General features: G+C 64.1%; 12 protein-coding genes. 9 read left to right on the top strand and 3 right to left on the bottom strand.

What is annotated here, in order from left to right; all coding sequences use genetic code 11:
• The first annotated feature begins 142 nt into the window (after positions 1-142).
• The 3 genes from ACFQJC_RS01035 to ACFQJC_RS01025 all read left to right on the top strand — a co-directional run bounded on the left by ACFQJC_RS01035 (position 143) and on the right by ACFQJC_RS01025 (position 4,604).
• Positions 143-1,900, top strand: coding sequence for a glutamate--tRNA ligase (locus ACFQJC_RS01035; RefSeq protein ID WP_390221389.1), 1,758 nt, complete (start codon positions 143-145; stop codon positions 1,898-1,900).
• Positions 1,901-2,508: 608 nt separating this feature from the next.
• Positions 2,509-3,972 carry a CoA-acylating methylmalonate-semialdehyde dehydrogenase gene (locus ACFQJC_RS01030; protein WP_390221388.1) on the top strand — a complete coding sequence of 488 codons (1,464 nt, stop codon included), beginning with the start codon at positions 2,509-2,511 and terminating at the stop codon, positions 3,970-3,972.
• Entirely contained in the window at positions 3,969-4,604 is a 636-nt protein-coding gene (locus tag ACFQJC_RS01025) for a cyclase family protein (RefSeq protein ID WP_390222315.1), read from the top strand. Before ACFQJC_RS01030 ends, ACFQJC_RS01025 begins: the two co-directional genes overlap by 4 nt.
• A 23-nt stretch (positions 4,605-4,627) precedes the next feature.
• On the opposite strand, the gene ACFQJC_RS01020 is transcribed toward ACFQJC_RS01025, so the two are convergent.
• Positions 4,628-5,107 carry a DUF456 family protein gene (locus ACFQJC_RS01020; protein ID WP_390221387.1) on the bottom strand — a complete coding sequence of 160 codons (480 nt, stop codon included), beginning with the start codon at positions 5,105-5,107 and terminating at the stop codon, positions 4,628-4,630.
• A 96-nt stretch (positions 5,108-5,203) separates the two neighbouring features.
• On the opposite strand from ACFQJC_RS01020, the gene ACFQJC_RS01015 reads away from it, so the two are divergent.
• The 6 genes from ACFQJC_RS01015 (at position 5,204) to ACFQJC_RS00990 (ending at position 11,168) form a co-directional block, all read left to right on the top strand.
• Positions 5,204-5,533, top strand: coding sequence for a 4Fe-4S dicluster domain-containing protein (locus ACFQJC_RS01015; RefSeq protein WP_390221386.1), 330 nt, complete (start codon positions 5,204-5,206; stop codon positions 5,531-5,533).
• Positions 5,534-5,648: 115 nt separating this feature from the next.
• Positions 5,649-6,530 carry an electron transfer flavoprotein subunit beta/FixA family protein gene (locus ACFQJC_RS01010; protein ID WP_390221385.1) on the top strand — a complete coding sequence of 294 codons (882 nt, stop codon included), beginning with the start codon at positions 5,649-5,651 and terminating at the stop codon, positions 6,528-6,530.
• Positions 6,523-8,208: an electron transfer flavoprotein subunit alpha/FixB family protein gene (locus ACFQJC_RS01005; RefSeq protein WP_390221384.1), complete on the top strand. Its 1,686-nt coding sequence runs from the start codon at positions 6,523-6,525 to the stop codon at positions 8,206-8,208. The genes ACFQJC_RS01010 and ACFQJC_RS01005 overlap by 8 nt, the downstream gene beginning before the upstream one ends.
• Positions 8,205-9,869 (top strand): FAD-dependent monooxygenase, encoded by a 1,665-nt coding sequence (locus ACFQJC_RS01000; RefSeq protein ID WP_390221383.1) that lies wholly within the window; start codon positions 8,205-8,207, stop codon positions 9,867-9,869. The genes ACFQJC_RS01005 and ACFQJC_RS01000 overlap by 4 nt, the downstream gene beginning before the upstream one ends.
• 10 nt (positions 9,870-9,879) lie before the next feature.
• Positions 9,880-10,329, top strand: coding sequence for a hypothetical protein (locus tag ACFQJC_RS00995; protein WP_390221382.1), 450 nt, complete (start codon positions 9,880-9,882; stop codon positions 10,327-10,329).
• 104 nt (positions 10,330-10,433) lie between these two features.
• Positions 10,434-11,168, top strand: a complete 735-nt coding sequence (locus ACFQJC_RS00990) for a GNAT family N-acetyltransferase (protein ID WP_390221381.1) — start codon at positions 10,434-10,436, stop codon at positions 11,166-11,168.
• A gap of 41 nt (positions 11,169-11,209) precedes the next feature.
• Here the strand turns inward: ACFQJC_RS00990 and ACFQJC_RS00985 are convergent, their stop codons facing one another.
• On the bottom strand, positions 11,210-11,374 hold the full coding sequence (locus ACFQJC_RS00985; protein ID WP_390221380.1) for a hypothetical protein: 165 nt from the start codon (positions 11,372-11,374) through the stop codon (positions 11,210-11,212).
• Positions 11,375-11,445: 71 nt separating this feature from the next.
• Positions 11,446-13,734: a tRNA(Met) cytidine acetyltransferase TmcA gene (gene tmcA / locus ACFQJC_RS00980; protein ID WP_390221379.1), complete on the bottom strand. Its 2,289-nt coding sequence runs from the start codon at positions 13,732-13,734 to the stop codon at positions 11,446-11,448.
• Positions 13,735-13,868 lie beyond the last annotated feature (134 nt).

Below are 13,868 nucleotides of genomic sequence, written 5' to 3'. Positions count from 1 at the left end.
TTCTCATGCATCCATACACGTCCGTGCGCCACAACGGCTAACCGTGTAGACGTGTTAACACAGCCCGTACCCCTGCCCGCGAGAGGAACGCCCTTCCTGCAATCCGGGCCTGTTTTTAGGCGTGACGCGGAATCGGAGGATAATGGACGACGACCTTCGAGAGCGCGTCGAGCGAGAGGCGGAGAAACACGCCCTCCTCAACGCGGTCAAACACGAGAGCGACGCCGACGTGGGCGCGATTATGGGTCCGCTGATGGGCGAGAATCCCGAGTTCCGACAGCACGGCGGCGAGATTCCGGGTCTCATCGGCCCCGTCGTTGCGAAGGTTAACCAACTCTCGGCCGACGAGAAGCGCGAGCGAATCGGCGAACTCGCACCCGAGGAACTCGCCGAGATGGAAGCCGAGGAGGAGGAAGACGACCAACTGCTTCCCGACCTCCCGAACGCCGACGACTACGACGAGATTCGGATGCGCGCGGCACCCAACCCGAACGGCCCGTGGCACATGGGCCACGCGCGGATGCCCGCCGTCATCGGGACGTACAAGGACATGTACGACGGCTCTTTCATCGTCCGCTTCGACGACACCGACCCCGAGACGAAGCGCCCGGACCTCTCGGCTTACGACGCCATCCTCGACGACATCGCGTTCCTCGGCTTCGAACCCGACGACGTGATTCGCGCCTCTGACCGTGTCGAGACCTACTACGACTACGCCCGCGACCTCATCGAGAAGGGCGGCGCGTACACCTGTTCCTGCTCGGGCGAGGAGTTCTCGAACCTGAAGAACGACGGCAAGCCGTGTCCCCACCGCGACAAGGACATCGAGACGACGCTCGACGAGTTCGAAGCGATGGTCGATGGCGAGTACAACTCGGGCGAGATGGTTTTGCGAGTGAAGACCGACATCGAGCACAAGAACCCCGCCCTCCGCGACTGGGTCGCCTTCCGCATGATAGACACCCCACACCCGCGACCCGAGGCGGAAGACTACCGCGCGTGGCCCATGCTCGACTTCCAGTCCGGCGTGGACGACCACCTGACCGGCGTCACCCACATCATCCGCGGTATCGACCTGCAGGACTCCGCCAAGCGCCAGCAGTTCGTCTACGACTACTTCGGCTGGGAGTACCCCGAGGTGCTCCACTGGGGTCACGTCCAACTCGACGCCTACGACGTGAAGATGTCCACTTCGACCATCAAGGAACTCATCGACGCGGGCGAACTCGACGGCTGGGACGACCCGCGCGCACCGACCATCCAGTCGGTCCGCCGGCGCGGAATCCGCGGACAGGCAATCGTGGACGCGATGGTCGAACTCGGCATGTCCACCTCCGACGTTGACCTCGCCATGTCGTCGGTCTACGCCAACAACCGCGACCTCGTGGACGACGAGGCGAACCGCTACTTCTTCGTCCGAGACGTCGCCGAGGGAGCCTCGGCGGACAGCCAGACTGTGTCTGGCCCGTCTGAGGCGTTCGCCGTCGAAGGCGGTCCAGCCGATGCCCACCCGCCGCTCCATCCGGACCACGAAGACCGCGGCACTCGCACGATTCCGGTCGAAGGGAGCGTCCTGCTCGAATCCGGCGACGTGCCCGCCGAGGGTGAGCGCGTCTGGCTGAAGGGCTTCGGTGCGGTCCGCCGCGAGGACGACACGCTCGTCGCCACGGGCGACGACTTAGACGTGGTCCGCGAGGGCGACGTTCCCGTCATCCACTGGGCACCTGAAGACGGCGTCCCCGTCCGTCTGCGAACCATGGACGGCGACGTGACTGGCGTGGCCGAACCCGACTTCGGTGACCTTCCCGTTGACGAACTCGTCCAGTTCGAGCGCGTCGGCTTCGCTCGCGTCGATTCCAAAGGCGACGACGAGACGGTCACGTACTTCGCGCACAAGTAGTCCGACAGTCTATCCAGACTGCTGCTCTTTTGGCTCCGTTGAAACCCTCTGTCGCTGATGGTTTGTAGAGAGTGTACTGAATACTGGGCACGAGTCGGTCAGTACGAAATATCGGTTATACTTTCGGCTTGACGTAACCTGATAGCTCGTTCTGAGGCTCTTGGTGGCAAGACCAGAAGTTGGGTGTCGGATTAAAAACCGAGCCGATTGGAAACTCGATTCGTCATGAATTGGTCCTCCCGCCGTGATTTCTTGTACTACCCCAGTGTGATTGGTTCGATATCCACGTCTGCAAGTCGGCCTGATAGTAGGTCGCCAAGCCGTGGTTCGTCGTTGTCGGACGAGTCGTCAGTCCAATTCGGCGGCGTTGCGTAGCTACCCATTGCCCGTAGTTGCTGACGTACCTGTAAATCGTTTTCTCTGCGAGAGGGTGTGACCCCACCCTCGGTCAGACCGTTCTCGATTTGCTGAACTCATCCTCTGTCTGTATCACGCCACTTTCACCAAATTCTACACATTAGGGAGGGCTGTTTTTCGTTCTTCCGCGACAAGCGACTGATTCGACTGCCAGCGATACTTCTTTGTCTCGACGTGCGGCACAATTTGTCATGACTGATGATAACAAACCCGTTCAGGCGCGGAACTTCGTCGGCGGCGCGTGGACCACGCCGTCGGCCGAGGGACGACCGGTCGAGAACCCGGCGACCGGCGAGGAGTTCGGCGAGGTTCGATTCAGTACGGAGTCGGACGTTGACGACGCCGTAAGTGCCGCCGCGGAGGCGTTCGAGTCGTGGCGGCGGACGCCAATCGAAGACCGACTCCAACCGCTGTTTCGGTACAAGCAACTGCTGGAGGAGCACCAAGACGAACTCGCCCGCGAACTCGTCCGCGAGCACGGGAAAGCGCTCTCGGAGGCGAGAGGCGAGATTCGGCGGGGTATCGAGAACGTCGAAGTCGCCTGCGGTGCGCCGACGATGATGCAGGCGGGCCACCTGCAACACGCCGCCCCCGACATCGACGAGACGGCGGTACGAAAGCCGTTAGGCGTCTTCGCCGCCATTACTCCCTTTAATTTCCCGGCGATGATTCCGCTGTGGTTCCTCCCCTACGCCGTCGCCACCGGCAACACGTTCGTCCTCAAACCGAGCGAGCGCAACCCGTTCACACCGACGAAACTGGTCGAGTTGGCCCACGAAGCGGGCTTCCCCGAGGGCGTCGTCTCGCTCGTCCACGGTGACAAGACCGCCGTCGATGCGCTGTGTTCGCACCCCGACGTAGCGGGAATCTCCTTCGTCGGAAGCACGCCAATCGCCCGCCACGTCTACGAGACTGCCGCGAGTCACGGCAAGCGCGTACAGGCACAGGGCGGCGCGAAGAACCACGTCGTCGTCACGGCGAACGCCGACCTCGACACGGCCGTCGAGGGAACCGTCGGGTCGGCCTTCGCCAACACCGGTCAGCGATGCCTCGCCAATCCCGTCGCCGTCGTGGAAGACGGCATCTACGACGAGTTCGCCGAGCGACTGGTCGAGCGCGCGGGCGAGGTGGTCGTCGGCGACGGACTCGACGAGGAGACCGAGATGGGACCGCTTACGACCGGCGCGCACCGCGAGAGTATCATCGACGCAATCGACGCGGCGACTGAGTCGGGTGCGACGCTCCTGCTCGACGGGCGGGAGGCCGAGGTTCCCGATGGCGGCCACTTCCTCGGGCCGACCGTCTTCGGCGACGTGTCGCCGGACTCGACGCTCGCCCGCGACGAACTCTTCGGGCCGGTGCTCGCGCTGGTTCGCGTCGCCGACTTCGACGAGGCGCTCTCCGTCGTCAACGCCTCGGAGTTCGGCAACGCCGCCAGTCTGTTCACCACCTCGGGTGGCGAAGCACAGCGATTCCGCCACGAGGCGGACGCGGGCAACCTCGGCGTCAACGTCGGCACCGCGGCTCCGATGGCGTTCTTCCACTTCGGCGGGGCGAAGGCGTCGTTCTTCGGCGACTTGCACGCCCAGGGCGACGACGCGATTCGGTTCTACACCGACGAGACGGTCTACATCGAGCGGTGGCCCGACGCGTGACGCTCGTGGACCTCACGCGACCAATCGAGTCGGAGATGCCGACCTATCCCGGTGACCCGGCGGTCACCGTCGAACCGGCCGCGACGTTCGAATCCGACGGCTACCGCGTCTCACGACTCGAACTGGGGAGCCACGCGGGGACGCACGTCGATGCGCCGGCGCACACGGAGCCAGACGGCGACACGCTCGATTCGTACTCGGTCGAGGAGTTGCGGATGCGGGCGCAGGTGGTCGATTGTCGGGGCGTCGGCGCGGGCGAAGAAATCACGCCCGAGTACGTGCCGGACGTGGATTCGAACATCGACTATTCGAGTATCGACTGCCTCGTCTTCCGAACAGGGTGGGAAGCCGAGTGGGGGACCGACCGAATGACCGACCACCCGTCGCTGTCGGCCGACGTGGGGGACATCTGCGCCGAGCGCGACTGGTCGGTCGCCATCGACGCGCTCAGTCCCGACCCGACCGGCGGCGACGTTCCGGTTCACCACGCGGTACTGGGGGCGGGAAACGTCATCGTGGAAAACCTATGCGGGTTGGCGCAACTTCCGACTGGCCGTCCCTTCACCCTGTTCGTGATGCCGCTTCGGGTCGATGCCGATGGCGCGCCGGCGCGGGTCGTCGCCGAAGTCTGAGTTGGACTCGGCGGGGCGCGTGCTCAGACGACCACCGCGAGCACGAAGCCGACGAGCATGGCGAGCGTCAAGAACACTTGAACGACGGCCGTTGCGAGCACGCCGACAGTTGCGACTGCCGCGCGCTGTACGCCGCGTTCGGCGTCCTGGTGGTCGAGGTACTCCACGACGAACACGGTTCCCGCGACGCCGACGAAGATGCCGAGCGGGCCGAGGACGAACAGGAGGACGAGTCCGACGACGCCCGCGAGAATCGAGGTTTTAGTCGAGGCTCCGCCGAACCGTGCGGCGATGACGCCACCGCCGTAGTCGGCCGCCATCGCGGTCAGTCCGACGAGGAGCAGGCCGACGAGCGCGAGGAGTCCCGGTTCGGAGTAGCCCGTGGACCACCAGTAGAGGAGGAGACCGACGACCGAGAGCAGCGCGCCGGGGAGCATCGGAAGGATGCTTCCAACCACGCCGAGGACGAGTAGGGCGAGCGCAATCCACAGGAACGGCTCCATCAGTCGTCACCTTCGCGTCGGAGGGATATCACCCCACCGCCCCGCCCGAGCGGGAGTATGATTTATTGTTCTCTCAGTTGAACGTTAACAAACGCCATGGCTATTGACCCGAATTTCGAGCAGAACCGAGAGCGTATCGACGACGACGGCCCGGTAGCCGTGTGGGGACCGGTTGACCCACCGGAGAAACTGGGTATCCACGGGACACACGTCGCGGTCGATTTCGACATCTGTCTCGCCGACGGCGCGTGCCTCGAAGACTGTCCCGTGGACGTGTTCACGTGGGTGGACACACCCGGACACCCCGAGTCAGAAATCAAGGCCGAACCGACCCACGAGGACCAGTGTATCGACTGCATGCTCTGTGTCGATGTCTGTCCCGTCGATGCCATCGACGTGGACCCGGGGCGCGCCGGCCGCATCTGAACGCGACTCCCTCTTTCTGCGACCGAATACGTAGTCAGCAACGGCTGAATTTCTTCCCATTAGACACAAACAATTATTATGAATATGAGCTAGCACTAAATGGAGGTTGTTCTCAATGCACATGGTGGTATTAACGAAGGGCGTCCCGGACTTTCGAGAGGGACAGGTATCGTTCAACGAAGAAGGACACTTGGAGCGCGGGAAGACGCCGACGGTGATGAACCCGAACGACCAGTTCGCGTTGGATGCGGCGCTGCAGATGCGCGTCCAACACGGCGGAAAAATCAGCGTCATGAGCATGGGCCCGCCGGGGTACAAAGAGGTCCTCCAAGAGGCGATGTCGTCCGCGTACGCCGACGACCTGTATCTCGTCTCTGACCGCGAGATGGCCGCCGCGGACACGTGGGCGACGGCGATTACGCTCAGTTCGGCTATCGAGAAACTCGGCGTCCCAGACCTCGTGTTTGCGGGCTTCAAGACTGCAGACGGTGAGACGGGCCACACCGGCCCGCAGACGGACTGGTGTCTGGACATGCCGCTTCTCACCCACGTCATCTCGCTCGACGTGGACGAAGCGGAGGGAACGGTTCGCGCGAAACGACTCGTGGAAGGTGACATCGCGGAGATAGAGACGGTCGAAACGTCGCTGCCGGCGTTCGTCGTCGCCGACCCCGAGTTCGAAGCTTCGTACCGCTCTGCGCGCGAGCGACTGACGCTGAAAGACCTGCGCGCGGAGACACAGGAGCGCGCGGCGAACTTCGAGGAGTACCTGACGGTGTGGGACCACGCGGACATCAACGTTGACCCGGACTACATCGGACTCGACGGGTCACCCACCATCGTCTCGTCGGTGGACCCGATTCCGAAAGCACCCGCAGAGCGCGAGGCGACCATGGTTGACCCCGCAGACGTGGAGTCGATGAGCGAGGTGCTCGACGTGATGCAATCTGCCAGTGGCGAGAGCGCCGCGGCCGCAGGAGGTGCGGGCGATGACTGAGTTCGACCCGGGCGACTACGACATCTCGGAACTCGGCCCGGCTATCAAAGACATCGAAGACGTCGGCGAGTTAGAGGAGATACTGCAAGCAGAACACCGCGGTGAGAACCGCGCGGGCGCGATTGCGCTTATCGAGAGTCGAATCGAGAAGTTCACCGAAGACGACGAACCGGAGGACGTGGAGGGATTGGACCTCGACTCGATGAGCACGGCCGAGGTCGGGAACGCGATTCAAGGAATCGACGAAGTCGCCGACCTCGAATCGCTCGTCGAACGAGAGGAGGCGGGCCAAGACCGAGATTCGGTGAAACGGCTCATCAACAAACGCATCGACTCCCTCCAAGGGAGCGACAAGGGGGAGAAAGAACAGGAGATTATCGAGAAGACGGCCGAAGAGCGACACCCGGACCTCTCGCACCCGACGCGCGACAAGCGCCACATCCGCGCGCTCCACAACGGCGTCTACCGCGACATGTGGGTCTACTGCGAGACGCAGGCGGGCGAACTCGTGGACGTGTCGAAGGAGATGCTCGGGAAGGCCCGCGCGCTGATGGACCAGTACAACGAGGACTACGATGCGGAAGAGCGCGTCATCGCGGTCCTCATCGGCTCAGACGTGGAAAAGCACGTGGCCGACACCATCGCCTACGGGGCGGATGTCGTCGTCGTCCGCGAGGACCCGCGACTCGAACGGTTCCAGCACAAACCGTACACCGAAATCTTCTGCGACATGGCGCGCGGCGGCGCGACCCACACCGAAAACGAGAGCAACGGCGGCCGCGACGAAGCGTGGCGAAGCTACGACAAGCCGCGGTACGTCCTCTTCCCGGCGACGAACAACGGCCGCGACCTGTCGGCGCTCGTCCAAGCCGAACTCGACTCGGGTCTCGCCAGCGACTGTTCCGGGCTGTACATCACGGAAGAGGTCATCTCGAACCCGGTCAAGACCGGTGTCGCCGGCGAGAAGAAGGAGTTCAGCCGCGTGCTTCACATGAAGCGCCCCGACTTCTCGGGATTCGAGTACTCGACGATTCTCTGTATCGACAACCCGACTCGGGAGTTCCACCCGCAGGGCGCGTCGGTCATCCCGGGGAGCTTCCCGATTCCCGAGGCTGACCCGGACCGCGAGGGACTCGTCGTCACGCACGAGGCACCGCTCGACTCCGACTGGTTCCGCGTCTCGGTCACCGATTACGACCAATTGGACGAGGGTATCGACCTCTCGGGCCACGAGGTCATCGTCGCGTTCGGCCGCGGTATCGGCGACGACCCGACTCGCGGCGTCGAACTCGTCAAGGAGCTCGCAGACCAGTTCGAAGACAGCGAAATCGGTGTCACGCGCGGCATCGTCACGGGGTCGTTCAAGTTCGACGGCCACGTCGAGCAGTACACGCACGAAGACAGACAAATCGGGGAGACCGGACAGGTCGTCGCGCCGAAACTCTACATCGCGGCGGGCATCTCCGGTGCGGTCCAGCACAAGGTCGGCATGGACGAGTCGGATACGATTATCGCCATCAACACCGACCCGAACGCCCGCATCCGCGACTTCTCGGACTACTTCATCGAAGGCGACCTGTTCGAGGTCCTGCCGCAACTCACGGAAGCGCTCAAACAGGGAACGTTCAGCGCCGCGATTGCGAGCGACGGCGGCGAAAAAAGAGGTGATGCAGAATGACTGATTACGAACACTACGAAGCAATCGTCGTCGGGGCGGGTCCCGGCGGCGCGGCGGCCGCGGCAACGCTCGCTAACTACGGTATCGAGACGCTCGTCCTCGAACGCGGTGTCGAAGCCGGGTCGAAGAACGTCTCCGGCGGTCTCATCTACGCCGAGGAGTCCTCGCCGTACACCATCGACAACCTCTTTCCCGGATTCCGCGAGGAGGCCGCAGAACGACCCGTCACGGACTACCGCATCCACAACATCGCCGGCACGAAAGTCGAGTCGTTCGACCTGACTCGACTCCACGAACACGACACCGAGTGGTGTGATGCGGTCCTCCGCCGGAAGATGGACTCGTGGCTCGAAGACCGAGTCCACGAACGCGCACGCGAGACGGGTGGTGGCGTCCTCACGGGCGTCCGCGTCAACGGCCTGCTCCGCGAAGACGGCGAGATAATCGGCGTGACGATGGACGAACTCGACCCCATCACCGCCGACGTCATCATCGCCGCCGACGGGGTGAACTCAGAAATCGCGCGAGACGCCGGCCTGATGGACTGGGAAGACCCGAGCGAGTGGTTCCAGGGCGTGAAAGCCGTCGTCGATATGCCGCACGACGTCATCGCCGAGCGATTCGACATCGACGACGACGAAGGTGTCGCACACCTGTTCTCGGGCGACCTGTTCGAAGACGTTCGCGGCGGGGGGTTCCTCTACACGAACGAGGACACCCTCTCTATCGGGACGGTGTTCCACCTCGACAGCCTCGTGGCCGAGCGCGCCGAACCACACGAACTCCTCGACGCGCTGTTGACGCACCCGCTCTTGGCCGATTGGTTGGGCGACGACTACCACGAACTGGAGTACAGCGCGAAACTCGTCCCCGACTCGAAGAAGGTGGCACTCCGCGAACCGCACGCGGGTCGCCTCATGGTCGTCGGCGACGCCGCCGGCCAGATGCAGGCCCAAGGCCCGATAATCAAGGGGATGAACCACGCCGTGACCGCGGGCGCGCTCGCCGCCGAAGCCTACGCGCAGGCGAAGTCGCGCAACGACCCCGAAGGGGCGGGCGAACTCTACGCGAAGAAACTCCGCGACAACGGCGTCATGCGGAAACTCCGACCGAGAGGCTACGACACGCTCCGCGGTCTGACCGAGAACGAGTCCGTGACCGAGACGGTCGATTCGGTCCTCACGTCGTTCGTCGGCCGCGCGGCGATTCGCGGACTCTCGGGGCAACTCGAACGCCTCTACAACACGCCCGCGCTCTCGGCGCTGATTCCGGACACGCGGACGCCCTACGTCACCCTCCCGACGGTCATCGGCGAGGAACTCGGCGTCCAAATCCGCGAGACGAGTAACGTCACGCCGCCGACGCTCGAAGCCAGAATCGGCGAGTTGCGATACGACACCGACATCGGGTCGCCGCACATCGAACTGCTCGACAACTCCTACGACGTGAGCGGCGCGGCGGTCACGGCCTGTCCCGTCTCTGCGGTCGGATTCGGCGGCGGATGCTACCGCGACGAGGTCATCAAGACGAACGGCTCCGAGGAACACGTCGTCAGCCTCGACACCCAACCCTGCGTCGAGTGTGGGACGTGCGCCATCGTCGCCAAGACGAAGTGGACGCATCCCCGCGGTGGCAAGGGCGTGGACTTCACGGAGGGCTGAGTCGAAGACGATGGCCGACAATGAGCACGCGAGGCGGAAAGAGAGACGCCGCGACCCGGAACACGTCCGGTTCGGCGAGCGCGTGCGAGCGCTGGCCGCCGAGGCCAGACGGGCGCGCGAGTCGTTCGAACCACCAGTGGACGACGGAGAGGACGAAGGTGCGACTGAGGGTGAAGGTACAGCCGAGTCGAAGGCGCTCGCCTACGCCCGCGACGGTGTCGGCCCGGTCGTCGCCCTCTACATCGAGGCGCGAACCGGCGGGCGAATGGTCGAGTTCACCCCCGAGGAGTTTCGGTTGCTCGAACGGGCGCTCAACGACTGGCTCTCGCTCTACGTTCGGTGTTACGGCGTCGAGTACGACCCCGAGTTCACCGTCAGAGAGGCCGCAGAACTGTTGCTCAGGACGCACAGCGCCCTCGATACGGCACAACTGCTGACGTGCGTTCCCGCCCGAAACTGACGGGAGAGGGACCGTCGCAGTTGGGTCGTCGTCCACTACGAAACGCTGTGTCTGTCTAGAATATCACGAATAACAATTAATAACTAGGCCTGTGATACGATACCATGGAAGTTACTGACACGCTAACGTTCGACCACAAGGACCGCAAAGACATCTACGAATACATCGAGCGACACGGCTCCGTCCGAGAAGACGAGGTCCGACGAGCGCTCAACTTCGAACCGGCGGCACTCGGGACGCACCTGACGATTCTGCGCCGCGACGGCTACATCAGAAAAGTAGGCAAGCACGTCGAAGTCGCCTACGCGACAGAAGAAGAGCGAACGGTCGAGTTAGGCGACCTCGACGTCACGATTCGGATGGCCCAGGACGTGGATTTGGAGAGCCTCATCGACGCCATCAACGAAGTCGCCGAAGAGGGGACCTACATCGAAGCCGAGACCGTCGCGGACGTGCTCGACCACGAGGAAGTCGTGTTGCGCCACAACGAACTCTCCTCGCGGATGGTGTTCGTCGCCACCGTGGACGACGACCTCGCGGGATGGGTTCACCTCGACCTGCCAGAAGCCGCGAAACTGAGCCACACGGCGGTACTCACCGTCGGCGTCCGCGCCGACTATCGTGGCCACGGCATCGGGAAAGAACTCCTCGCTCAAGGGACCGACTGGGCGCGCGACCACGGGTTCGAGAAACTCTACAACAGTATCCCATCGACGAACGAGGGCGCGATTACCTTCCTCGAAGACCACGGTTGGGAGACCGAAGCGGTCCGCGAGGACCACTACAAAATCGACGACGAGTACGTCAACGAAGTGATGATGGCCGTCTCACTCCGATAGAGGTACACTCGCGCCATCGGTCGCTCCGTGTGGTCTCTCCGCTACTTCCAGAACTTTTCTGCGCCGTCGAGTGGCTCGGCGACGACGCCGTCTCGTTGAGCGAGCACGCGGCCGTGGGCCGTACAGACGTCTCTGTCCTCGTCCCACGGGATGTAGAGCCTGACGGCGGCGGGGTTCTCGCAGTCGTCTTCGCTACACGTCTCCATGGTCGATACTCGTCACGGAGCCACATCGCTGTACCGCAGAAATGCAGTGCGACAAGCAGGGGTGCTCCCAGTCAGTCCAGATACCGGTCCCGCTCGCCGTGTGCCTCGGGCGTCCCGAATCTATCGACAATCGGCTGGAACGCCGTCCCGAGTGCCCGCATCGCCTGACTCGTGGAGTGGTACTCCAACTCGTCGGCGACGTCGTCCCACGAGTGGGCTTGGAGGACTTTTCGAACGACGAGGCGCTCTTGGCGCTCGTCTAACTCACCGGGGGAAGTGAGGTACGCGACGGCGAGTCGCCGAAACGCACCGAGGGCGATACTCGACAGTCCCGGTCCGTAGGCCGCGCTGGCGACGGTTCGCCACTCGTAGGCCGATAGCTCGGGCGTGTACGGCGAGCGAGTCGCCCGAAGCGCGCCGCGAACCACGTCGGGGTCGAGATTCGAGAGGAGGTCCGAGAGCATGTCGATGGTCCGGGTCTCGAAATAGCCCGTGTGGCGGTCGGCGAGTTCGCGGCCCGCCTCGGAGAGCGGACGGAGCATGAGCACCGAGTGCTCGCCGCTGGTGTCGTTGCGGGTGGTCGAGAGGTACACCGCGCCGTAGTCGTTGTCCTCCCAGAACGAGAGTAACTCGGGTGTGGCACCGAACCCGACGCCGAGGTAATCCGCCTCGCCTGCGAACTCGCCGCGAATCTCGGTCAGGAGTCGAGAGCCGAGTCCGTGGCTCCGAACCGCGTGGTGGGTGGCGATGCGCATGACGCGATAGCCGACTGGGATTCCGGCGTCCTCGTCGCGGAGTTGGCTGGTGAACACGTCGGGGAGCATGTTCCCGCGGATGCGCCCGCCGAAGTACACGTGGTCGCGCGTCTCCTCGTCCAATCCACCTTCGCGTGCGAGGAGCGCCACGGAGACGACGTGGCCCTCGTGCGTGAGCGCCCGAATCGTGAGGTTCGGCGCGTCGAGCAGGCGGGCCAAGTCGTCGGGTTCGGTCCGGTAGTGCGCGAGGACGAGGAGTCCGAACACTTCTCGAAGCAGGTGCTCGTCGGCCAGCAGGTCGTCGGCCGTGAACGTGCGATATTCGACGGATTCGGTCGTCGCGTCGGCGACGAGTTGGCCGACTGGGGGCCGGGCATCGAGCAAGAGCGCCCGAAACGTCCACGATTCGAGCGGGTCGCCCGCGGCGTAGCGAATCGGGTGGTCGAGTCGAACGTCCGAAACGTCGAATTCGGAGTCGTCGAGGTGGCCACGAAATCTAACGGCGAACCCGCGTCCCGCGCCTTCGTAGCCGCGGACGGTCGTACAGAATGCAACGGCAGGAGCGTCGAGGAACGACGTGAGCAAGCGAACCGAGAGCGCGGCCGCCTCGTCCACGACGAGCGCGTCGCAATCGTCGAGCGCGGATTCGACGTCGGTCGGTGGGACGAAGTGGACGCGCCCGCCCGCGTTCGAAGTGAGACCGTACTGCTCTCTCGATGCGAGTTCGCCGAGTTCGGCCAGCAGCCGCTCGGCGCGCTCGAACACCTCGGCGGCGTTCTGCGTGCCGGGAGCGGTGACGACGACGCGCTTTCCCTCGGCGGCGAGACTCCCTGCGGCGAGGCCGGCGGCGCTCGATTTCCCTCGCCCCCGGTCGGCCTCGACCACGACGGCGTTGCCGGGCGTTCGAAGGGCTTCGAGCGCGGCGAGCGTCTCCGACTGGTCGGCGGTGAGACAGTCCTCGTAGGCCCGAGTGGGAAAGACGTGCTTCGTCGGGACGAACGCGTCGGGCACGTCGAAGTGGAGTCCCTGTTCGTGAGTTCCGTCGCGTTCGAGGGTGTGCGTGTCGAGGTTCACGACCGCGATGCCGGGGTGATCCCGAAGCGTGGCGACGAGGCGACTTCGGAAGCGGTCGGTCACGTCGTCGAGCGAGTAGGGCGGGACGGCGAGACGTTCGTCGAACTGGTCGTGACGCGCGGGCCACTCGTCGAGCGAGGGGGTGAGCAAGACGAGCAGGCCGCCGCCATCGACCGCGCCGGCGACGCGGCCGAGCGCGTTTGGCGAGAAGGCGTCGTGGCAATCGAGGACGACGATACTTCGCGTGGTGCCGAGGAGTTTCGAGGCGTGGACGGGTTCGACTCGGTGGAAGCGGAATCCATCTCGACTCGTGACGAACGTCACTTCGTCGTCTGGCACGTCGGCACCGCGGACGGTATCGAAGGCGGCGTCGATACCGGCGTCTCTGTCGCCTGCGAAGACGAGTACGCGGCGTTGGTTCGTCGCCATCGCGTCGTCACGACAGGCGCTTGCGAGCGCTTCGATGTCCACGTCGGTGCCGATGTGAGAAGGCGTGGTATCGTCGCGGGCGTCGTCGCCGGGACCGTTCATACGTTCGCTACAGAGTCAGCCGAAAAGGGCGTTTCTCTCGGTGCGTGTTGGCCTCTCGCACGGCGATGAGATTTTGAAAGCGCTTTTATGGGGTCCTGAGTAAGGAACGGGTACAGCCTGTCCGGGGTTGATGA

It is taken from the genome of Haloferax namakaokahaiae, from assembly GCF_042663225.1.
Lineage (GTDB): Archaea > Halobacteriota > Halobacteria > Halobacteriales > Haloferacaceae > Haloferax > Haloferax namakaokahaiae.
Note: the sequence above shows the minus strand (reverse complement) of the source record. Positions and strands in the feature narration are given on the sequence as shown.